The following is a 20,481-nucleotide window of genomic DNA, read 5'->3' as shown; positions in this document are numbered from 1 at the left end:
CGGGCGGCGGCCACCGCGGCGGCGGCGCGGGCGTCGGGGGCGTCGGGGGCGTCGGCGGCCTGGGGGGCGAGGACGCCCGTCAGGCCGGACAGGTCGGGCAGGACGAGGCGGCCGGAGCCGTCGTCGCGCGAGGCCCGGCCGAAGGCGACGCGTTCGGCGGGCGGGAGTGTGTCGAGCAGCTGCCGGGCCCTGGCGAGCTTCTGCACCACGGTCTGCTTGTGCACGGTCACGGCCTTGCGGCTGGTCTCCAGCTCGGCGAGCTTCCCGGCCGCCTCCGTGCGCTCCTGGGCCAGGTCCCGCATCGCCGACTGCAACTCCCGTAGCTGCCCGGCCTGTTGGGCGGTGATGCGGTCGAGAGTGGAGGCCTTGTCGAGATAGTCGTCGGGGTCGTCGGAGAAGAGCAGCGCGACGGCCGGGTCGAGGGCGCCCGCGCGGTACTGGGCGCCGGCCAGCGAACCCAGCCGCTCGCGCAGGGTGTTGATGTGCTGCTGCTGCCGGGCGATGAGGTCCTGGGCCTCGCGCACCTCGCGGCGCAGCGTGCTCTCCCGCTCCTGGGCCTTGTCGTAGGCCTGGGTCGCCTGCTCGGCCTCCTGGTAGAGCCGGTCCACCTCGGCCCGGCCGTCGGCGTGCGGTGCGGCCTGTGCGGGTACGGCGCCGAGCGCGGCGGTCGCGGCCGACAGCACGCACAGGGCGACGGCGCCCCGGTCGAATCCGGAGGAGGCAAAGCGACGATGAGACCCCACGGCAGTCCTTCTGCTGGCGGACAGAGACTGCTTCCCCGGCGCCTGGGGACGGGGAGGCCCCGGCGCCGGGGAAACGCGGCAGACAGTAGCCGTGCGGAAGGGGCCGGACCAACGGCCGTGGCGGCAACATACGGTGACGCCCCGCCGCTGACGCAGGTCACCGGCGGGGCGTGGAGTCATTTCCGGTCCACGGGATTCGCCCGTTCGGGCGCCCCCGGGCGAGCGTTTCCGGCGGGATCCCGGGGTATCAGACCGTTTCGCGAAGGTGTCAGACCCGGACGCCGAACTGGAACGGCATGTCGGACATCGACTCGTAGCGGACCACGGCGCCGGTGTGCGGGGCGTGCAGCACCTGGCCGTTGCCGGCGTACAGGCCGACGTGGTGGATGTCGCCGTAGAAGAACACCAGGTCGCCGACCTGCAGGTCGTTGACCGAGCTGATCCGGGTCCCTATGGTCGCCTGCTCCTGGGAGGTGCGCGGGATGGAGACGCCGGCCTGGGCATAGGCCCAGGAGGTCAGGCCCGAGCAGTCGTAGGAGGCGGTGCCGGTGGCGCCGTAGACATACGGCTTGCCGATCTGCGACTGGGCGGCGGCGAAGGCAGCCGCGGCACGGCCGGAGGCGGGCGGCGTGTTGCCGAGGTCGACTCGCTGGCTGGAGGAGCGGTCGGCGCGCTGCTGCTCGGCGGCCAGCTGCTGCTTCTCCTTGGCGGTCAGGGAGTTGAGCAGCTTCTGCGCGTCGGCGAGCTTGCCCTGGACGTCCTTCTTGTTCTGCGCGAGCTGGGCGCGCGTGTCGGAGAGGTCCTTGAGCTTCTGGGTGGCCTCGGCGCGCTCCTGAGACAGTTCGCGCTGTTTGTCCTGAATCTTCTTCAGCGCGTCGACCTGCTGGGCGCTCAGCTGGTCGAGCGTGGAGGCCTTGTCGAGGAAGTCGTTCGGGTTGGAGGACAGGAACAGCTGGACCGAAGGGTCGATGCCACCGGAGCGGTACTGCGAGGTGGCCAGCGAACCAAGGCTGTCGCGCAGCTTGTTGAGGTCCTGCTGACCCCGCGCGACGTTGTCCTGGATGGTGGAGATTTCCTTCTGCAGCTTCTGCTGCTTCGCCTGGGCCCCGTCGTACTTCTCGGTGGCCTGCTCCGCCTGCTGATAGAGCTCGTCGACCTTGGCCTTGACCTGGTCCTTGCTGAGCTTCTGGCTCGGCGCGGCGTTGGCGGCGTTCGCGCTCAGCACGACGGCTGCGGCAGCTGCGGTGGTCAGCACGGTCACGCGGGCGCGACTCTGCTGCTTGGGTCGACGGTGGGACGCCACGGAGGACGAACTCCTTCTTGTGAGTGAGTGAGGAATCACCCGTTCGGAGGTTCGAGCCCAGACCCTAGTGACCCAGCTGTGATCATTCAAATCCTCACACTAAAAAATCCCATCACACAATGCATTCTTTGCTCACAACCCACATGCTGTAACGTGCGATTGACGCTACGTTGCGTGACGATACGGCCAATTCGGGCATTGCGCGTGCCCGTTGGACCTTCAGGACAGTCGCTTGAGAAGCACCGCAGAGGCGACGGGACGGGCACCCGCCTTGGCGACGCCGTCGGCCACCTCACGGTCGGTGGAGGCGACGATGACCGGACGGCCCGGCGGCTCCGCGCGCACGAGCTGCCGGATCAGCTCGTCGGCCGTGACGCCCGGCTTCGAGAACAGCACCCTGACCCCGCGCGGCGGGGCGAGCAGCACCGGGGCGGCCAGTTCGGCGCCGTCGAAGACACAGGTCACCTCGGCGCCGGTCTGCGCGGCGAGCGCGGAGAGCTGGCCGAGGAGCCTGAGCCGCTGCTTCTCCAGCGGCATCTGCGGATAGCCGGTCTTGGTGACGTTGTAGCCGTCGACGACCAGATGGGCCTGCGGCAGCGCCAGCAACTGGTCGAGGATGGCCGGGTCGTTCTCCGACAGGGCGCGCGCCGCGATGTCCTTCGGTGTCATTCGTCCCGGTTCGACCGCGTCCACGGTCTCGGCTGGCCGAACGGACACGGGCGGCAGTGCGAGTTCGCGCCTGAGGCCCTGGGTCGACTCCAGCAGGGTGTCGAGCAGCAGCCGTACCCGCATGTCCTCCACGCTGCGGCCCTCACGGGCGGCGCGGCGGGTGGCCTCCAGCGCGGCCTCGGCCTCGCCGAGGCGGGCCTTGAGCCGGCGGGCCTCGCTCTCGCCGGCCGACACCTGCCGGTGCGCCTCGGCGCGTACGGCGTCCATCTCGGCCTGGGCCTTGCGCAGGGCCGCCTCGCCCCGCTTGACGTCGCTGAGGGCGGCACGGAGCTTGCGGTGCAGGGATTCGGTTTCCTTCTTCGCCGACTCCAGCTCCGTACGCAGCCGTTCGGTCTCGGCCCGGGTGAGCTCGCGGGCCTGGGCCAGCTCGGCACGCAGCCGCTCCAGCTCGGCCCGGCTCTCCTCGTCTGCGCGCTCGGCGTCCGCGCGCTGGACCTCCTCGCCGGCCGCCGTGACCAGCTTCACCCAGCCTGCCGGGCGCAGTACGTAGGCCGCGGCCGCCACGTCGAGCGGGTCCGCGGCCGGGAGCGGCGAGCCGGAGTCGAGGGCGCCGGCGAGTTCCGGCTGCGCCTCTCTGAACTTCTCCCCGATCCGCTGCCGGAACAGCGCGTCGGTCTCCAGCGCCGCCGCCATCGCGTTCCCGGCGAACTTCGCCCGGCGATTGGGGGCGAACCGGGCGTACTGCCTGAGCTGGGCGGGCAGTTCCGCCACGGTCAGGCTGCCGAAGCCGTCCGATGCGATCTGGACGACCCGGCGGCGCACCCCGTCGGGCAGCGGACGGTCAAGCACCTCAGCGGTGCCGTCGCCCGGCCCCCCGCCTGCGGTCTCCGCCATCCGTCACACCCCACTACTTCAACTTCTTCGGGGCCGCTCCGCTCAGGAGCCGGCACCCGGCCTGTCCACGAGTTCCACCTGATCCACCGCGTTGCACCAGCGGCACCGCACCGACTCGATGGTCTCACTGACCACCTCGCGCTCCTCCACGGTCGGCTCGCCGGCCAGATCGAGGTGGACGTACTCGACGACCTTCGAGGAACGCGTCACGTCGAACCGGGTGAGGTTGCCGCACAGGGTGCAGCGCCATCGGGTGGTGGCGGTCGGCAGGGGAACCGTCATCGTGGCTGTCCGCTTCCTTCTCGTAGTCGCTCACCGCGCCGTCGGCGGACGGGTGTGGCCGTAACCCTACGGCCTGGCGGCGACTCGCCGCTGGCCCCTCCGAGGCGGCGAGGCGGTCTGTCAGCTTGCGTCCCGTTACGTCATGCTCTGTATTCATGATCAGCGAGTGGAGCACGGCGGTCGGCAGGGCCTTCAGGGCGGTCCGGAGCGCATCGGCACCCATGACGTACGGCCTCATCGCCCTGTGCTGCCTGCTCTTCGTCCTGGGCCCGGCCTCGGGGCTCACACCGGGGTACGGCTCCGGGGAGGGCCTGCTCGCCGCGCAGCGGGCGTACTTCCGGCGCTGGGGGGTGGTGCCGGCCGAGCTGTTCGCCAGGCCGGTGCGCGAGGCGCTGACCCCCGCCACGGCCCTGTTCGTGCACGGCAGCTGGGTGCATCTGCTCGGCAACATGCTCTTCCTCTTCGTCTTCGGGGCGATGACCGAGGAACGGATGGGCCGGGTCGAGTTCACCCTCTTCTACCTCGGCTGCGGCTGTCTCGCCCTGCTGGGCTACGCGGCCGCCAACGCCGCCTCCGAGCAGTCGCTGGTGGGCGCGTCCGGGGCGATCTCGGCGGTCCTCGGAGCATTCCTCTACCTGTTCCCCCGGGCCCGTGTGACCAGTCTTCTGCCGTTTCTGTTCTTCCTGCCACTGCGGTTCCCCGCGTGGGTCGTGCTGCCGTTCTGGGCGGCACTGCAGTGGGCGGCGGCGGAGCAGAGCTCGGGCGGCCCCGGGGTGGCGTATCTGGCCCACCTCGTCGGCTTCGGCCTGGGCTTCGGCTACGCGTGGGCCCGGTACGGCCGTACGACTAGAGTGAAGTGCGCCCCAGCTCCGGCACCCGAGGGAGAGAACCAGCCGTGATCACCGCGATCGTCCTCATCAAGACCAGCGTGGACCGGATCCCCGAGATCGCGGGGCAGATCGCCGCGCTGGAGAGCGTGAGCGAGGTCTTCTCGGTCACCGGAACCTACGACCTGATCGCCATGGTCCGGGTCCGGCAGCACGAGGACCTGGCCGATGTCATCCCCGGCCGGATCAGCAAGATCCCCGGCGTGGAGGCCACCGACACGCACGTCGCGTTCCGCACCTACTCCCAGCACGACCTGGAAGCGGCGTTCTCGATCGGCCTGGACAACTAGGGGCTGCGCCGCTCAGGCGTGTATCGCCTTCTCGTCTGCCGGGTGCGGTACGCCGGCGGGCGCGGGTTCGTTGTGGCTTGTCGCGCAGTTCCCCGCGCCCCTTTGGGGCGCTACCCCTGGCGTCGGCTTCACACCGCAGGTACGCAGCGGCCGTCCTCTGTGCGGTACGTCCACTCGGCACCCTCGGTGACCAGTTCCTTCACCGCCGTGACGAAGCGGTCGACATGCTCGTCGGGGGTGCCCGCGCCGAAGCTCACGCGGATGGCGTTGAGGGACCTCTCGCCCGGGGCGGCCTCGGGGGCTCCGCATTCCCCCTGGGCCTGGGGGTCGGTGCCGAGGAGGGTGCGGACCAGGGGGTGGGCGCAGAAGAGGCCGTCGCGGACGCCGATGCCGTACTCGGCGGAGAGCGCGGCGGCGAAGTGGGAGCTGTTCCAGCCCTCGACGACGAAGGAGATGACTCCGACGCGCGGGGCCTCGTCGCCGAAGAGGGAGAGGATCTTCACCTCGGGGACCTCCGCCAGGCCCTCGCGGACCCTGGCGATCAGGTGCTGCTCACGGGCCACCAGGGTGTCCCAGCCGGCCTCGGTGAGGGCCTTGCATGCGGACGCGATGGAGTAGGCGCCGATCACATTGGGCGACCCCGCCTCGTGCCGCGCGGCGCTCTCGTGCCACTCCACGTCCACACCGCCGTCCTGACGCCGGGTCACCTTGCGGCTGGCGCCGCCGCCCGCGAGGTACGGCTCGGCCGCGCGCAGCCAGTCGGCGCGGCCGGCCAGGACACCGGAGCCGAAGGGGGCGTACAGCTTGTGGCCCGAGAAGGCGACCCAGTCGACGTCCAGGTCACGGACGGACACCGGGTGGTGGGGAGCCAGCTGGGCGGCGTCCAGGACGATCCGGGCGCCGTGCGCGTGGGCGGCTGCCGCCAGCTCCCGTACGGGCCACAGCTCGCCGGTGACGTTGGAGGCACCGGTCACGCAGACGAGGGCCGGGCCGTACGGGTCGCGGTCGGCGAGGGCCCGCTCCAGGGCCGTGACGGCCTGCTGCGGGGTGCGCGGGGCGTTCAGGTAGGTGACACGGGCGCCCTGCCAGGGCAGCAGGGAGGCGTGGTGCTCGGTCTCGAAGACGAAGACCTGGCAGCCGGCCGGGAGGGCACGGGCCAGGAGGTTCAGCGAGTCCGTGGTGGAGCGGGTGAAGACCACCTGGTCGTCGGCGCGGCAGTCCAGGAACTCGGCGACCGTCTGGCGGGCGTTCTCGAACAGGTCGGTGGAGAGCTGGGAGAGGTAGCCGGCGCCGCGGTGGACACTGCCGTAGTACGGCGCGTAGGCGGCCACGTCGTCCCAGACGCGCTGCAGGGCGGGGGCGCTGGCCGCGTAGTCGAGGGCCGCGTAGGTGACCTCGCCGCCGGTGACGAGCGGGACGGTGACATCCCGGCCCAGAACGGGCAGGGGGGCACAAACGGACTGGTCGGCGGCAGCGGTGAAGACGGACATGGGGAACTCCCGTGAGAACGTACGCCGAAGACGACGTACGGAAAGAAGAGAAAAAGGGGGATGCGGAGGCGGGGCTCTGCGGCCCTATCGCATTCGCTTGCTCACGGAAGGCTCCCTCGATGACCAGGACCCCTGGTCCCGCGCTCTCAGCAGCGCGCGAGGGGTCCGCGCTTGCCGTAGACCTCGCTGCCTACGGCCTGGTCCTCACCCGGGGCACCCCGCCACGGACGGAGGGTTGCCGGACAGTCGGCCGGGGCCTCATGACTGTCACTCATGACCTGGTACAGGAACGTACGCGAAATGATCGTCGTCCCGCAACCCGTGTCCGGATCGCGGGACGACCGTCGGTGACCGCTAGGCGTTGCTCGCGGCCACCCAGCGCTCCAGTGTCCGCTTCGCCGCCCCCGAGTCGATGGACTCGGCGGCCCTGGCCATGCCGGCGCGGAGCTGGTCGGCGAGCGGGGCGTCCGTCGGGTCCAGGGCCACGAGGGCCGCCGCGGAGTTCAGCAGCACCGCGTCCCGTACCGGGCCCCGCTCGCCGTCCAGCAGGCGACGGGCGACCTCGGCGTTGTGCGACGGGTCGCCGCCGCGCAGCGCCTCCACGGGGACGAGGTCGATGCCGACGTCCCGCGGGTCGAAGGTCTCCTCGGTGACCTTGCCGTCCCGCACGACCCAGACGTGGGACGTGGACGTCGTGGTCAGCTCGTCCAGCCCGTCGTCGCCGCGGAAGACCAGCGAGGAGTTGCCGCGCTCCGCGAGCACGCCCGCGACGATCGGCGCCTCGCGGACGACGGCCACGCCGACCGCCTGGGCCCGCACCTTCGCCGGGTTGGTCAGCGGACCGAGCAGGTTGAACACCGTCCGGATGCCCAACTGACCACGCGCGGCGCCCACATGACGCAGCGCGGGGTGGAACTTGACCGCGAAGCAGAAGGTGATGCCGGCCTCCTCCGCGACCTCGGCCACCCGTCGGGGCGTGAGGTCGAGGTTGACGCCCAGCTTCTCCAGGACGTCGGAGGACCCGGAGGCGGAGGACGCGGCGCGGTTGCCGTGCTTGACGACCTTCGCGCCCGTACCGGCGACGACCAGTGACGACATGGTCGAGATGTTCACCGTCCTGGCCCCGTCGCCGCCCGTACCGACGATGTCGACGGTACGGCCGGGCACCTCGATCACGTTCGCGTGCTCGTACATGGTGCGGACCAGACCGGTGATCTCCTGCACCGTCTGTCCCTTGGCCCGCAGCGCCACCGCGAACCCGGCGATCTGCGCGTCGGTCGCCTCGCCGCGCATGATCCGGTCCATCGCCCACGCGGTGTCGTCGGCGGACAGGTTCCGGCCGTCCAGCAGGCCGTTCAGCAGGGCGGGCCAGGAGCGGCCCGCCGCGGTGTCGCCTCCAGCGGGGGTCACAGCGCTCATAGCCGCTCCTGTGTGTCGTAGAAGAAACCGTGTGATCCCACCCTATCCAGCCCGGGACACGGCGAAGGGCCCCGTCCGTAACCCGGACGGGGCCCTTCGGCGTGGTGTGGCGACGCCTGGATCAGTGGTGGCCGTGGCCGCTCGTGATCTCCTTGTACTCGTCGACGGTCGGCTTCGGGATCTGGTTGTCCTCGCCGTAGTAGGCGCTGGACAGCTTCACCCGGAGCTTCTCCGAGGCCGGCACCTTGCGCTCGACACCGTTCTCGTCGACCGTCGGGCCGATCTCGGCCGGCTCGTACTGGTGGTGAGCCGTGAGGGTGTGCAGCTGCTCCTGACTGAGCGGCTCGTGCACCTCGATGAACTCACCGTGCGGCAGGCGCTTGATGATGCCGGTCTCGCGACCGTGCAGCACCTTGTCGCGGTCGCGGCGCTGCAGCCCCAGGCAGATCCGCTTGGTGACGAGGAACGCGATGACCGGGCCGACGAAGAAGGCGATCCGGACGAACCAGGTCACGGCGTTGATCGACAGGTGGAAGTGGGTGGCCCACAGGTCGTTGCCACCGCCGACCAGCAGCGTCAGGTACACCGTCATCCAGGCGACACCGAGACCGGTGCGCGTCGGGGCGTTGCGCGGGCGGTCCAGGATGTGGTGCTCGCTCTTGTCCCCGGTGACCCAGGACTCGATGAACGGGTAGACCGCGATCGCCACGAGGACCAACGGGAAGATCATCAGCGGGATGAAGACGCCCAGGACGAGCGTGTGACCCCAGAGGTTGATCTCCCAGCCCGGCATGAAGCGGATCAGACCCTCGGAGAAGCCCATGTACCAGTCGGGCTGGGCGCCGGTGGACACCTGGTCCGGACGGTAGGGGCCCATGGCCCAGATCGGGTTGATCTGAGCGACCGCCGCGATGGCCGCGATGACACCGAAGACCAGGAAGAAGAAGCCTCCGGCCTTGGCCATGTAGACCGGCAGCAGCGGCATGCCGACGACGTTCTTCTCGCTCTTGCCGGGACCCGCGAACTGCGTGTGCTTGTGGTAGAAGACCAGGATCAGGTGGCCCACCATCAGCCCGAGCATGATGCCCGGCAGCAGCAGGATGTGGATCGAGTAGAACCGGGCGACGAAGTCGTGGCCGGGGAACTGACCGCCGAAGAGGAAGAACGACAGGTACGTGCCGACGATCGGCACGGACAGGATCGCGCCCTCCATGAAGCGGACACCGGTGCCGGAGAGCAGGTCGTCCGGGAGCGAGTAACCGGTGAAGCCGGTGAACATGCCGAGGACGAACAGCAGGAAGCCGAACAGCCAGTTGATCTCACGCGGCTTACGGAACGCGCCGGTGAAGAACACGCGCATCATGTGCACGAACATGCCGGCGAGGAAGATCAGCGCGGCCCAGTGGTGGATCTGCCGCATGAGCAGACCACCGCGCACGTCGAAGGAGATGTGCAGGGTCGAGCTGAACGCCTCGGACATCAGCTGTCCCTGGAGCGGGACATAGCTGCCGTGGTACTCCACCTCGTTCATCGACGGGTGGAAGAACAGCGTCAGATAGACACCCGTCAGGATGATGATGATGAAGCTGTACATGCACACTTCGCCCAACATGAACGACCAGTGGTCGGGGAAGATCTTGCGCATGTTGGCCTTGGCCAGGGAGTAGATCCCGAGCCGGCCGTCGGCCCAGTCGGCGACACGCTCGCCGGCCGGTGCCTTCCCGCGAGAGCGGGGCGTCTCGTTGGCTGCAGTACTCATCCGCGCTCCCAGAATGCAGGACCGACGGGCTCCTCGAAGTCGCCGAGCGCCTGGAGGTAACCCTCACTGTCCACACCGATGCGCAGCTGCGGCAGGGCGTGGCCGGCGGGGCCGAAGATCACTCGGGCGCCGTCGGAGAGGTCGAAGGTGGACTGGTGGCACGGGCACAGCACGTGGTGCGTCTGCTGCTCGTACAGCGAGATCGGGCAGCCGACGTGGGTGCAGATCTTCGAGAAGGCGACGATGCCCTCGTGCGACCAGTCGAGCTCGCGCTTGTCCTTGATGTTGTCCGGCTGCAGCCGGACGATCATCAGCGCGGCCTTGGCGATCTCCGTCTGGAAGTCCTCGCTCGTCTCCTCCAGCCCGTCGGGCTTGGCGAAGGTGAGGGAGCCGACGGCGACGTCCTCGGGGCGCAGCGGCAGGTTGGTGTTGGTGTTCACCAGACGCTTGCCCTTGGCCCACATCGTGTGCCGCAGCGAGGTGCCGGGCAGCGGACCGAGGTCACGCAGCAGCATGACGCCGGAGAGCGGCACCAGGGCCAGCGCGCCGAACATCGTGTTGCGGATCAGCTTGCGGCGGCCGAGCGCCGACTCGGCGGCACCCTGGCGGAAGTCCGCGTGGACCTTCGCGCGGACCTCGGGGGCGGCCTCGATCGGGTGACGCTCGTCGGCGACCTCGACGTCGGACATCAGGGTGCGGGCCCAGTGGACCGCGCCCGCGCCGATGCAGAACAGCGCCGCACCGAGGGTCAGACCCAGCGCGAAGTTCAGCGCGCTGATGTGACCGATCGGGAAGACGAAGATGCTCTTGTCGTGCGGGATCGTCACGTACGAGACGATGAAGCCGACGGTGGCCAGCATCGACACCGTGAACAGCAGGGCGACCGCGCGCTCGGACCGCCTGGCGGCCCGCTCGTCGATGTCCTGGATGCGGTGCTCGTGAGGCGGCAGCCCCGGGTCGGCGAACGGGTTCACCTCGTCCGCGACCCCTACCGCGCCGCGCGCGTGGTCCTGCTCAGCGGGCAGGTTCTCTTCTGGAATGTCTTGGCTACTCATGACTTCTTGGCCTTTGCGGTCCGAGCGGCGACCCAGACGGCGACGGCGATCAGCGCGCCGAGACCGAAGATCCAGGCGAACAGACCCTCACTGACCGGCCCGAGGCCGCCCAGCTCCAGACCGCCGGGGTTCGTCGTATCGCTGCTGTCGACCGCGTGCAGGTACGCGATGATGTCCTTCTTGTTCTTCGAGGACAGCGTGGTGTCGGGGAAGGACGGCATGTTCTGCGGGCCGGTCTGCATGGCCTCGTAGATGTGCTTCGGGTCGACACCCTCCAGCGTGGGCGCGAACTTGCCCTTGGTCAGGGCACCGCCCTTGCCGGTGAAGTTGTGGCACTGCGCGCAGTTGGTGCGGAACAGCTCGCCGCCCTTGGCGATGTCCGCGCCGCCCGGGCCGTACTGGTCCTTGGTGGGCACGCTCGGGCCGGCGCCCAGCGTGGCGATGTACGCGGCGAGCTGGTCGATCTGCGTCTGGTTGTAGACGACCTTCTTGCGCGGGACCTGGGCGCCCTGGGAGGTGGCGGCCGGCATACGGCCGGTGCCGACCTGGAAGTCGACGGCCGCGGCACCCACGCCGACCAGGCTCGGCCCGTCGGAGGAGCCCTGGCCACCGGTGCCGTGGCAGCTGGCGCAGCCGACCTCGTAGAGCTTCTTGCCCTCCTGGATGGTCAGGGACTGGGCGGAATCATCGGCCTGCGCCTTGCCCGCGGGTGCGAACGCGGCGTACAGCCCCCCAGTGGCCGCCAGCGCGAGGAGTAGGACGACGACCGCCGCCAGCGGATGGCGTCGTCGTGCGGAGAGCTTTTTCACGGATTACCCCGGTGTCAGGATCTTCTGCGTCGGTGGTTCTGGATGTGCGGGAGCCGGTCCCGGCTACTTGATCAGGTAGATCGTGGCGAAAAGGCCGATCCAGACCACATCGACGAAGTGCCAGTAGTAGGACACGACGATGGCGGCGGTCGCCTGCTCGTGGGTGAACCTCTTGGCCATGTAGGTGCGCCCGAGGACCAGCAGGAAGGCGATCAGACCGCCCGTCACGTGCAGGCCGTGGAAGCCGGTGGTCAGGTAGAACACCGAGCCGTACGGGTCGGAGGAGAGCGAGATGCCCTCGTCCCTCACCAGGCTCGTGTACTCGTAGATCTGACCGCCGATGAAGATCGCACCCATGATGAAGGTGAGGATGAACCACCCGCGGAGCTTCTTCACGTCCCCGCGCTCGGCCGCGAACACGCCGAGCTGGCAGGTGAGCGAGGAGAGCACCAGGATCGTGGTGTTCGTCGCGGAGAAGGGCACATTGAGCGCGTCGGCCATGTGCTTCCAGTGCGCCGGACCCGTCACCGATCGCAGGGTGAAGTACATCGCGAAGAGGGCCGCGAAGAACATCAGCTCGGAACTCAGCCAGATGATGGTTCCGACGCTGGTGAGGTTCGGCCGGTTGACCGACGGGTGCGCGTGCCCGGTTTCTACTGTCGTTGCTGTCGCCACGACCGACATTATGTCGGTCGCTTATCCCGCCCTCACTCCGGGGGGTGCCGTTCGGAGTGTTGCCACCCGCCGAACCGGTGTTGACGTGGTGTTCATGGGGACTTCCACGGGAGTAAGCTCCGCCCGAACGGCCTTGTCCGTCCCGTCCGTACGACGCTGACGTCCCGGAGGAACAATGCAGCCGACCGCCACGGTGCTGGTCTACAGCGACGACTCCAACACCCGCGAGCAAGTACGGCTGGCCGCCGGCCGCAGGCCCGCTCCCGACGTCCCCCTGGTCGAGTTCGTGGAGTGCGCGACACCCGAGGCGGTGCTGCGTGAGCTGGACAAGGGCGGGATCGATGTGTGCGTGCTGGACGGTGAGGCCGTGCCGATGGGGGGCATGGGGGTGTGCCGGCAGATCAAGGACGAGGTGTTCAACTGTCCGCCGGTGCTGCTGCTGATGGGGCGGCCGCAGGACGCGTGGCTGGCCACGTGGAGCCGGGCCGACGCTGCCGTGACTCTTCCGGTGGATCCTGTGGAGCTCTCCTCCGCGTTGGCTTCTCTGCTTCGTCAGAAGCGGCTGCTGAGCGCCTAGCGGGCAGGGGCGACTGGAGCCCCGCGCCCCTTTCGGGGCGCTCAAAGGGCCGCTGGCTGGAGTCTTACCGTGTCCGCCTCGGACGGGGCGTCGGGCTTGCCGTTGACGAGGGCGCTGCCCGTGCGCCACTTCTTCCAGTCGACGTTCCAGTCGCCGAAGCCATTGCCGAAGTCCTCCATCTGGTGGCCGTTGGAGTTGACGACCTTGACGAGGTCGCCCTGGTGGATGTTGTCGAAGAACCACGCGGCGTTGCCGTTGCTCATGCCCGTGCAGCCATGGCTGACGTTGGCGTAGCCCTGTGAGCCCACGGACCAGGGCGCGGCGTGCACGTACTCTCCGGACCAGGTCACCCGGGTGGCGTAGTAGACCGACAGGTCGTAGGAGTCGGAGCTGCTCGCGGAGATGCCGATCGTGGTGCCGCGCATGCGGACGACGTACGCCTTCTCCAGGACGACCTTGACGCCGTTGCGGGTTTCGTACCCGGGCCTGCCGGTGGTGACGGGGATCCGCTTGAGCGCCGCGCCGTTCTTGTAGAACGTCAGCTGGTGCGCCGCCGCGTCCGTGACGGCCTCGATCCGGTCACCCGTGGTGATCTTCAGCGGTTTCGACGGGCCGCCCCACAGCCGGTCGCTGATCCTGATGCCGTCCAGGTTGCTGTGCACCGTGATGGTGGCGTGGGCGGGCCAGTACTCCTGGGGCCGGTAGTGGAGTTCCTTGCCGCTCACCCAGTACCAGGAGCCCTGTACGGCCGGCGTGGAGTCCACGCGGAGGGCGCGTTCCACGACGGCGCGCTGCGCCTTGTCCTTGACCTCATGGTCGAGTTGGGCGGTGATGGGCTGCCCGACGCCGTACTGGCCCGATTTCGGCCCGAGGGTGACGGTCAGGCGCTTCTTGTCGGTGGGCCTGCTGGTGTCGAACGTGAGCACCTTGCGGCCGGGCGCGCCGTCGTCGTCCTCGGTGCTCACCGTGACCGTGTAGTGGGCGTTGGCGGCCAGCGGGGCGGTGCTGTGCCATCTGCTGCCGTCGGCGGCGAGTTCGCCCGCCACATAGCGCCCTGCGGAGTCCTGGGCGGTGACGTCGGTGATGCGGTCGTCACCCGTGGTGGTGATCTCCAGGGGTTTGTCCGGGTCGGCCCGCTCCCCCGCTTCGGCCGGGCCGTTGAAGGAGATCTCGCCCGCCGCGTCGTACGGCTTGGCCGACAGCGGGTTGCCGTCCGAACCGCAGGCGGTGACGCCCGCGCCGAGCGCGGTCACCAGCAGGGTGCAGCCGACGACGGTGCGGGTCCGCGGAGTGTGGTTCATACGATCACGCTATGAGGCGCTGACCCCATTTGCGCGGCGAGTAACCCGTACGAGCGACCGACACTGCGGCAAAGGAACGACCGCGCTCGGACGACCTGTGGAAAACCGGCAAGCCCGGACGCTCCCGAGGAAGCGTCCGGGCTTGCCGGTACGTACTGCTCTCGCGTGCTACTGGGTGCGGTTCTCACCGTGGTAGTACTCGAACACCCAGCCGAACAGACCGACCGCGATGAACGGGGCGGAGAAGTAGATCAGCCACCAGCCGACCGCGATGCTGAGGAAGGCGATCGCACCGCCGAAGCCCAGCAGGAGCGGCTGCCAGCTGTGCGGGCTGAAGAAGCCCAGCTCGCCCGCGTCGTCCGCGACATCGGCCTCCTTGTCGTCCTGGGCACCCGCGTCGACCCGCCGGGCGGTGAAGCCCAGGTAGAAGCCGATCATGATGCTCAGGCCGAAGGCCAGGAAGAGTGCGGTGGTACCGGCCGGCTCCTTCGACCACACGCCATACACGATGGCCATGATCAGGAGGAAGAAGCTCAGCCAGATGAACATCCGGCCCTGGATCTTCACTTGCCGGCCTCCTTGCTGCCCGCGATGGCGGTGCCGTGACCGCTGTGCGCGAGCTGCTCGAGCGCGGCGATCTCAGGGTGGTGCAGGTCGAACGCCGGGGATTCGCTGCGGATCCGCGGCAGGGTGAGGAAGTTGTGCCGCGGCGGCGGGCACGAGGTCGCCCACTCCAGCGAACGGCCGTAGCCCCACGGGTCGTCCACGCCGACCGGCTTGCCGTACTTGGCCGTCTTCCAGACGTTGTACAGGAACGGCAGGATCGACAGGCCGAGCAGGAAGGAGCTGATGGTCGAGACCGTGTTCAGGGCGGTGAAGCCGTCGGCGGCCAGGTAGTCGGCGTAGCGGCGCGGCATGCCCTCCACGCCCAGCCAGTGCTGGACCAGGAAGGTGCCGTGGAAGCCGACGAACAGCGTCCAGAAGGTGATCTTGCCGAGGCGCTCGTCCAGCATCTTGCCGGTCATCTTCGGCCACCAGAAGTGGAAGCCGGAGAACATGGCGAAGACGACCGTGCCGAAGACCACGTAGTGGAAGTGGGCCACCACGAAGTACGAGTCGGAGACGTGGAAGTCCATCGGGGGCGAGGCCAGGATGACACCGGTCAGACCACCGAACGTGAAGGTGATCAGGAAGCCGACGGCCCAGAGCATCGGCGTCTCGAAGGACAGCGAGCCCTTCCACATCGTGCCGATCCAGTTGAAGAACTTCACACCGGTCGGCACGGCGATCAGGAAGGTCATGAAGGAGAAGAAGGGCAGCAGGACCCCGCCGGTGACGTACATGTGGTGGGCCCACACGGTCACGGACAGACCGGCGATGGAGATGGTCGCGGCGATCAGGCCCATGTAGCCGAACATCGGCTTGCGGGAGAACACCGGGATCACTTCGCTGATGATGCCGAAGAACGGCAGCGCGATGATGTACACCTCTGGGTGTCCGAAGAACCAGAAGAGGTGTTGCCACAGCAGGGCTCCGCCGTTGGTGGCGTCGAAGACGTGGGCACCGAACTTGCGGTCCGCCTCCAGGGCGAACAGCGCGGCCGCCAGGACCGGGAAGGCCAGCAGGACCAGGACACCGGTCAGCAGCACGTTCCACACGAAGATCGGCATGCGGAACATGGTCATGCCCGGGGCGCGCATGCAGATGATCGTGGTGATGAAGTTGACCGAGCCGAGGATGGTGCCGAAGCCGGACATGGCCAGACCCATGATCCACATGTCGGCGCCGACACCCGGGGAGCGGACCGCGTCCGACAGCGGGGAGTAGGCGAACCAGCCGAAGTCGGCCGCGCCCTGCGGGGTGAGGAAGCCGCCCACCGCGATCAGCGAGCCGAACAGGTACAGCCAGTAGGCGAACATGTTCAGCCGGGGGAACGCCACGTCGGGCGCGCCGATCTGCAGCGGCATGATCCAGTTCGCGAAGCCGGCGAACAGCGGCGTCGCGAACATCAGCAGCATGATCGTGCCGTGCATCGTGAACGCCTGGTTGAACTGCTCGTTCGACATGATCTGCAGGCCGGGACGGGCCAGCTCGGCGCGCATGAGCAGCGCCATCACGCCACCGATCAGGAAGAACGCGAACGACGTCGCAAGGTACATCGTCCCGATCGTCTTGTGGTCGGTGGTCGTCAGCCACTTCACCACGGCATTGCCGGGCTGCTTGCGCCTGACCGGCAGCTCGTCCGCGAACGCGCCTTCAGCTGCCGCGGCACCCTGGGGTTCGTTGAGGATGCTCACAGGTTGTTCGTCTCCCGGTTCTTCTCGTGGCTCGTCTGCGCGATGCCGGCGGGAATGTAACCGGTCTGCCCCTTCTTGGCGAGGTCCTGGAGGTGCTTCTGGTACGCCGCCGGGGATACGACCTTCACGTTGAACAGCATGCGCGAGTGGTCGACGCCGCAGAGCTCGGCGCACTTGCCGAGGAAGGTGCCCTCATGGTTCGGGGTCACCTGGAAGGCGTTGGTGTGGCCCGGGATGACGTCCTGCTTCATCAGGAACGGCACCACCCAGAAGGAGTGGATGACGTCACGCGAGGTGAGGATGAAGCGGACGGTCTCGCCCTTGGGGAGCCAGAGCGTCGGACCGGGGTTGCCGGTCTGCGGGTTCCGCGTGGCCGGCGTACCGACGTCGTAGACACCACCGGCGTTCGCCGGGAACTGGTCCTTGAACCGGTCCGGAATGGCGTTCAGGTTCGTGTCGGTCTTGGCGTTGCCGGAGACACCGGGGACGTTCTCGATGTAGTTGAAGCCCCAGCTCCACTGGAAGCCGACCACGTTGATCGTGACGTCGGGCTTCTTGTCGAGGCTGAGGAGCTTCGTCTCGTCCCGGGCCGTGAAGTAGAAGAGCACCGAGATGATGATGATCGGGACCACCGTGTACAGGGCCTCGATCGGCATGTTGTACCGGGTCTGCGGAGGTACCTCGACCTTGGTGCGGCTGCGCCGGTGGAACATGGCGCTCCACAGGATCAGGCCCCACACCAGCACGCCGACGGCGAGCGCGGCAGCCCAGGAGCCCTGCCACAGGGAGAGGATCCGCGGAGCCTCTTCCGTGGTCGGGGTGGGCATGCCAAGGCGGGGGAAGTCCTTGTATGTGCAACCGGTTGCGGTCGCCAGGACCAGGCCCGCGGTCAGTGCCTGCAGCAGCTTCCGCCGCATCGGGCGCCGCGGCGAGCGGTCGGAGCCGTTGGGACTCACGTAGCGCCTTCCCGAGAGTCTCGCCCGCGCGGTCGGCTGCGGCCTTCTTCTCGCTGGTCGGTCGCCGCCCTGCGTCGGGCAGGGGTTTGGATGTTTATGCGGACCAAACCCTAGCCGACGCCCTCCGGGGGTTCGCGGGGAGGGGTGCCTACTAACTCGGGTGGTTCGCTTGATTGGCGGCTGCGGGCCCTTCGTGGCTGGTCGCGCCCCGCGGCGGAGCCGCAATCGACACAGCCCCGCACCCCTTCGGGACGCTGCCCTGACCGGCGGTTTAGCGTTGCTGTATGGCCTACTTTGATGCTGCTTCCGCCGCTCCCCTCCATCCTGTGGCCCGTCAGGCGTTGTTGGCCTCTTTGGATGAGGGATGGGCCGATCCCGCACGGCTGTACCGGGAGGGACGCAGGGCCCGGATGCTGCTGGACGCCGCCCGGGAGGCGGCCGCCGAAGCCGTCGGCTGCCGGGCCGACGAGGTGGTGTTCACCTCGTCCGGTACGCGGGCCGTACACACGGGTGTCGCGGGGGCGTTGGCCGGAAGGCGGAGGGTCGGACGCCACCTGATCGTGTCGTCCGTCGAACACTCCTCCGTACTCCATTCGGCGGAGGTGTTCGAGGCGGACGGCGGCACGGTGACCCGGGTGCCGGTGAACCGGGCGGGTGCCGTGGAGCCGTCGGGCTACGCGGGTGCCCTGCGCCCGGACACCGCGCTGGCGTGTCTGCAGTCGGCCAACCACGAGGTGGGGACCGTGCAGCCGGTGGCCGAGGTGGCCGAGGTGTGCCGGGCCGCCGGGGTGCCGCTGCTGGTGGACGCGGCGCAGTCGCTGGGGTGGGGACCCGTCGAGGGCGACTGGTCGGTGCTGACGGCCAGCGCGCACAAATGGGGCGGGCCGTCCGGGGTCGGGCTGCTCGTCGTGCGCAAGGGGGTGCGGTTCGCCGCCCAAGGGCCCGTCGACGAGCGGGAGTCGGGGCGGGCGCCCGGTTTCGAGAACCTCCCGGCGATCGTGGCGGCCGTGGCCTCGCTGCGGGCGGTGCGGGCCGAGGCGGCCCAGGAGGCGGTACGACTGCGGGAGCTGACGGAGCGGATCCGGACGCGGGTGCCGCGGCTGGTGCCGGACGTGGAGGTCGTCGGCGCCCCCGAACGCCGGCTGCCCGGGATCGTCACCTTCTCCTGCCTCTACGTCGACGGCGAGGCGCTGTTGCACGAGCTGGACCGGGAGGGCTTCTCCGTCTCCTCCGGTTCCTCCTGCACGAGCAGCACGCTGACGCCCAGCCATGTGCTGAAGGCGATGGGCGTGCTGAGCGAGGGGAACGTACGGGTGTCGCTGCCGGCGGGGGCGGGCGAGGAGGACGTGGAGCGGTTCCTGGAGGTGCTGCCGGGGGCGGTGGCGGGGGTCCGGGAGAAACTGGGCGCACCGGCGCCCGAGACCGCCGTACGGGCCGAGGAACTGGTCGTCGACTCCCTCGGCAAGCGGTGCCCGATCCCGGTCATCGAACTGGCGAAGGTGTTCGGTGACGTGCCGGTGGGCGGGACGGTGCGGGTCCTGTCCGACGACGAGGCGGCCCGCCTGGACATCCCGGCGTGGTGCGAGATGCGGGGGCAGGAGTACGTCGGGGAGGAGCCCGCGGACCGGGGCACGGCATACGTGGTGCGCCGGGTGAGCTGAGGGGCTGCGAAGCCGCAGCGGGCCCGCTGTCGACAGCGGGCCCGCCGGGGCGGACGAGCAGTCGCGGCTCAGCTCAGGTGGGCCTGGACCTCGGCAGCGGCCTCGTCCCCGTACGCCTTGGTGAACCGCTCCATGAAGTGCCCCCGCCGCAGCCGGTACTCCTGCGTACCCACCGTCTCGATGACGAGCGTCGCCAGCATGCAGCCCACCTGAGCGGCGCGCTCGAGCGGGACGCCCCAGGCCAGCCCCGACAGGAACCCCGCGCGGAAGGCGTCGCCGACGCCCGTGGGGTCGGCCTTGCGCTCCTCCTCGGGGACGCCGACCTCGATCGGTTCCTCGCCGACGCGCTCGATGCACACGCCGCGCGAGCCGAGCGTGGTGACGCGGTGGCCCACCTTGGCGAGGATCTCGGCGTCGCTCCAGCCGGTCTTGGTCTCGATGAGGCCCTTCTCGTACTCGTTGGAGAACAGGTACGTCGCCCCGTCCAGCAGCACCCGGATCTCGTCGCCGTCCATCCGGGCGATCTGCTGGGAGAAGTCGGCGGCGAAGGGGATCGCGCGGGAGCGGCACTCCTCCGTGTGGCGGAGCATCGCCTCCGGGTCGTCGGCGCCGATGAGGACCAGGTCCAGGCCGCCCACGCGGTCGGCGACGGTCTTCAGCTCGATGAGGCGGGCCTCGCTCATCGCGCCGGTGTAGAACGAGCCGATCTGGTTGTGGTCGGCGTCGGTGGTGCACACGAAGCGGGCGGTGTGCAGGGTCTCGGAGATCCGGACCGAGTCGGTGTCCACGCCGTGCCGGTCGAGCCAGGCCCGGTACTCGTCGAAGTCGAAGCCGGCGGCGCCGACCAGGATCGGCCTGGTGCCGAGCTGGCCCATGCCGAAGGCGATGTTGGCGGCGACGCCGCCCCGGCGGACGTCCAGGTTGTCGACGAGGAAGGAGAGCGAAACCGTGTGCAGCTGGTCCGCGACGAACTGGTCGGCGAAGCGGCCGGGGAAGGTCATGAGGTGGTCGGTGGCGATGGAGCCGGTGACTGCGATGCGCACGACGGGGAATCTCCTGCGGGAGGCTGGGTTGACAGTTCACGCTACCCGCTCGGCCGCTCACGCTGTAGCTGACGAAACTACCCGATAGTACGTCTTTCTTCGCGACCCGGAGCAGGCCTACGGTGCGGTCATGACCAACCTCAAGTTCCGCCACACCGCCCCCGCCGACCTCGGGAGTGACCCGGACGGCGATCTCGCCGCACTGCGCGGCGACTGCGCCCGGATGGCTCCGCACTGGGCGGTCCCCGAGCACGCCGAGCCCCGGCCGGTGCCGCCGTCGCTGATCCACGGGGTGACCGTGCCGGTGCGGTCCGCGCGGCTGCTGGACGCGATGTCCGACTACGGCGACTGACGCGCGGGGCGCATTTGGC

20 protein-coding genes and 1 riboswitch are annotated in these 20,481 nt (G+C 69.3%); of the genes, 5 read left to right on the top strand and 15 right to left on the bottom strand.

What is annotated here, in order from left to right:
- The 4 genes from ABT288_RS32330 to ABT288_RS32315 all read right to left on the bottom strand — a co-directional run.
- A partial coding sequence (locus ABT288_RS32330; RefSeq protein WP_351615301.1) for a coiled-coil domain-containing protein occupies positions 1-743 on the bottom strand: 743 nt, incomplete at its 3' end.
- 268 nt (positions 744-1,011) lie between these two features.
- A complete protein-coding gene (locus tag ABT288_RS32325; RefSeq protein WP_351615298.1) occupies positions 1,012-2,046 on the bottom strand; it encodes a C40 family peptidase in 1,035 nt (344 codons plus the stop codon).
- 219 nt (positions 2,047-2,265) lie between these two features.
- A complete protein-coding gene (locus ABT288_RS32320) occupies positions 2,266-3,609 on the bottom strand; it encodes an NYN domain-containing protein (protein ID WP_351615295.1) in 1,344 nt (447 codons plus the stop codon).
- Positions 3,610-3,651: 42 nt separating this feature from the next.
- Positions 3,652-3,891, bottom strand: a complete 240-nt coding sequence (locus ABT288_RS32315; protein ID WP_014672226.1) for a hypothetical protein — start codon at positions 3,889-3,891, stop codon at positions 3,652-3,654.
- Positions 3,892-4,046: 155 nt separating this feature from the next.
- Here ABT288_RS32315 and ABT288_RS32310 point away from each other — a divergent pair, with 155 nt between their 5' ends.
- Positions 4,047-4,790 carry a rhomboid family intramembrane serine protease gene (locus tag ABT288_RS32310; protein ID WP_351615292.1) on the top strand — a complete coding sequence of 248 codons (744 nt, stop codon included), beginning with the start codon at positions 4,047-4,049 and terminating at the stop codon, positions 4,788-4,790.
- The gene (locus tag ABT288_RS32305) at positions 4,787-5,068 is read left to right on the top strand and encodes an Lrp/AsnC family transcriptional regulator (RefSeq protein ID WP_351615291.1); all 282 of its coding nucleotides are present in this window, start codon (positions 4,787-4,789) and stop codon (positions 5,066-5,068) included. Before ABT288_RS32310 ends, ABT288_RS32305 begins: the two co-directional genes overlap by 4 nt.
- A 128-nt stretch (positions 5,069-5,196) precedes the next feature.
- On the opposite strand, the gene ABT288_RS32300 is transcribed toward ABT288_RS32305, so the two are convergent.
- The 6 genes from ABT288_RS32300 to ctaE form a co-directional block, all read right to left on the bottom strand.
- Positions 5,197-6,558, bottom strand: a complete 1,362-nt coding sequence (locus tag ABT288_RS32300; RefSeq protein WP_351615290.1) for an aminotransferase class V-fold PLP-dependent enzyme — start codon at positions 6,556-6,558, stop codon at positions 5,197-5,199.
- A gap of 162 nt (positions 6,559-6,720) precedes the next feature.
- Positions 6,721-6,837: riboswitch (SAM riboswitch) on the bottom strand.
- A gap of 75 nt (positions 6,838-6,912) precedes the next feature.
- Positions 6,913-7,977, bottom strand: a complete 1,065-nt coding sequence (trpD, locus tag ABT288_RS32295) for an anthranilate phosphoribosyltransferase (RefSeq protein WP_351615289.1) — start codon at positions 7,975-7,977, stop codon at positions 6,913-6,915.
- Between the two features lie 121 nt (positions 7,978-8,098).
- The gene (gene qcrB / locus ABT288_RS32290) at positions 8,099-9,736 is read right to left on the bottom strand and encodes a cytochrome bc1 complex cytochrome b subunit (protein WP_351615287.1); all 1,638 of its coding nucleotides are present in this window, start codon (positions 9,734-9,736) and stop codon (positions 8,099-8,101) included.
- Positions 9,733-10,791 carry a cytochrome bc1 complex Rieske iron-sulfur subunit gene (qcrA, locus tag ABT288_RS32285; protein WP_351615284.1) on the bottom strand — a complete coding sequence of 353 codons (1,059 nt, stop codon included), beginning with the start codon at positions 10,789-10,791 and terminating at the stop codon, positions 9,733-9,735. Before qcrA ends, qcrB begins: the two co-directional genes overlap by 4 nt.
- Positions 10,788-11,600, bottom strand: a complete 813-nt coding sequence (gene qcrC / locus ABT288_RS32280; RefSeq protein ID WP_351615282.1) for a cytochrome bc1 complex diheme cytochrome c subunit — start codon at positions 11,598-11,600, stop codon at positions 10,788-10,790. The genes qcrA and qcrC overlap by 4 nt, the downstream gene beginning before the upstream one ends.
- A 63-nt stretch (positions 11,601-11,663) precedes the next feature.
- Positions 11,664-12,284: an aa3-type cytochrome oxidase subunit III gene (gene ctaE, locus ABT288_RS32275; RefSeq protein ID WP_351203789.1), complete on the bottom strand. Its 621-nt coding sequence runs from the start codon at positions 12,282-12,284 to the stop codon at positions 11,664-11,666.
- 166 nt (positions 12,285-12,450) lie between these two features.
- Here ctaE and ABT288_RS32270 point away from each other — a divergent pair, with 166 nt between their 5' ends.
- A complete protein-coding gene (locus tag ABT288_RS32270; protein WP_351615279.1) occupies positions 12,451-12,852 on the top strand; it encodes a response regulator in 402 nt (133 codons plus the stop codon).
- A gap of 41 nt (positions 12,853-12,893) precedes the next feature.
- Here ABT288_RS32270 and ABT288_RS32265 read toward each other — a convergent pair whose 3' ends face one another.
- The 4 genes from ABT288_RS32265 to ctaC form a co-directional block, all read right to left on the bottom strand.
- On the bottom strand, positions 12,894-14,153 hold the full coding sequence (locus ABT288_RS32265) for a L,D-transpeptidase (RefSeq protein ID WP_351615276.1): 1,260 nt from the start codon (positions 14,151-14,153) through the stop codon (positions 12,894-12,896).
- Positions 14,154-14,321: 168 nt separating this feature from the next.
- Positions 14,322-14,720 carry a cytochrome c oxidase subunit 4 gene (locus ABT288_RS32260; protein ID WP_351615273.1) on the bottom strand — a complete coding sequence of 133 codons (399 nt, stop codon included), beginning with the start codon at positions 14,718-14,720 and terminating at the stop codon, positions 14,322-14,324.
- Entirely contained in the window at positions 14,717-16,450 is a 1,734-nt protein-coding gene (ctaD, locus tag ABT288_RS32255; RefSeq protein WP_351615271.1) for an aa3-type cytochrome oxidase subunit I, read from the bottom strand. Before ctaD ends, ABT288_RS32260 begins: the two co-directional genes overlap by 4 nt.
- Positions 16,447-17,406, bottom strand: coding sequence for an aa3-type cytochrome oxidase subunit II (gene ctaC / locus ABT288_RS32250; RefSeq protein ID WP_351615268.1), 960 nt, complete (start codon positions 17,404-17,406; stop codon positions 16,447-16,449). Before ctaC ends, ctaD begins: the two co-directional genes overlap by 4 nt.
- 284 nt (positions 17,407-17,690) lie before the next feature.
- Between ctaC and ABT288_RS32245 the strand changes: the two genes are divergently transcribed.
- A complete protein-coding gene (locus ABT288_RS32245) occupies positions 17,691-19,067 on the top strand; it encodes a cysteine desulfurase/sulfurtransferase TusA family protein (RefSeq protein WP_351615266.1) in 1,377 nt (458 codons plus the stop codon).
- A 68-nt stretch (positions 19,068-19,135) separates the two neighbouring features.
- Here the strand turns inward: ABT288_RS32245 and ABT288_RS32240 are convergent, their stop codons facing one another.
- Positions 19,136-20,110: a carbohydrate kinase family protein gene (locus ABT288_RS32240; RefSeq protein WP_351615264.1), complete on the bottom strand. Its 975-nt coding sequence runs from the start codon at positions 20,108-20,110 to the stop codon at positions 19,136-19,138.
- Positions 20,111-20,240: 130 nt separating this feature from the next.
- Between ABT288_RS32240 and ABT288_RS32235 the strand changes: the two genes are divergently transcribed.
- The gene (locus ABT288_RS32235; protein ID WP_351615261.1) at positions 20,241-20,462 is read left to right on the top strand and encodes a hypothetical protein; all 222 of its coding nucleotides are present in this window, start codon (positions 20,241-20,243) and stop codon (positions 20,460-20,462) included.
- Positions 20,463-20,481 lie beyond the last annotated feature (19 nt).

Source organism: Streptomyces sp. NPDC001093 (assembly GCF_040298985.1).
GTDB lineage: Bacteria > Actinomycetota > Actinomycetes > Streptomycetales > Streptomycetaceae > Streptomyces.
Note: the sequence above shows the minus strand (reverse complement) of the source record. Positions and strands in the feature narration are given on the sequence as shown.

Bases quoted from the DNA above. Each gene is read 5' to 3' on its own strand.
- ABT288_RS32320 (WP_351615295.1), bottom strand. From the start codon at position 3,609: ATGGCGGAGACCGCAGGCGGGGGGCCGGGCGACGGCACCGCTGAGGTG.
- ABT288_RS32315 (WP_014672226.1), bottom strand. From the start codon at position 3,891: ATGACGGTTCCCCTGCCGACCGCCACCACCCGATGGCGCTGCACCCTG.
- ABT288_RS32310 (WP_351615292.1), top strand. From the start codon at position 4,047: ATGATCAGCGAGTGGAGCACGGCGGTCGGCAGGGCCTTCAGGGCGGTC.
- ABT288_RS32300 (WP_351615290.1), bottom strand. From the start codon at position 6,558: ATGTCCGTCTTCACCGCTGCCGCCGACCAGTCCGTTTGTGCCCCCCTG.
- trpD (WP_351615289.1), bottom strand. From the start codon at position 7,977: ATGAGCGCTGTGACCCCCGCTGGAGGCGACACCGCGGCGGGCCGCTCC.
- qcrB (WP_351615287.1), bottom strand. From the start codon at position 9,736: ATGAGTACTGCAGCCAACGAGACGCCCCGCTCTCGCGGGAAGGCACCG.
- qcrA (WP_351615284.1), bottom strand. From the start codon at position 10,791: ATGAGTAGCCAAGACATTCCAGAAGAGAACCTGCCCGCTGAGCAGGAC.
- ctaE (WP_351203789.1), bottom strand. From the start codon at position 12,284: ATGTCGGTCGTGGCGACAGCAACGACAGTAGAAACCGGGCACGCGCAC.
- ABT288_RS32270 (WP_351615279.1), top strand. From the start codon at position 12,451: ATGCAGCCGACCGCCACGGTGCTGGTCTACAGCGACGACTCCAACACC.
- ABT288_RS32265 (WP_351615276.1), bottom strand. From the start codon at position 14,153: ATGAACCACACTCCGCGGACCCGCACCGTCGTCGGCTGCACCCTGCTG.
- ABT288_RS32245 (WP_351615266.1), top strand. From the start codon at position 17,691: ATGGCCTACTTTGATGCTGCTTCCGCCGCTCCCCTCCATCCTGTGGCC.
- ABT288_RS32235 (WP_351615261.1), top strand. From the start codon at position 20,241: ATGACCAACCTCAAGTTCCGCCACACCGCCCCCGCCGACCTCGGGAGT.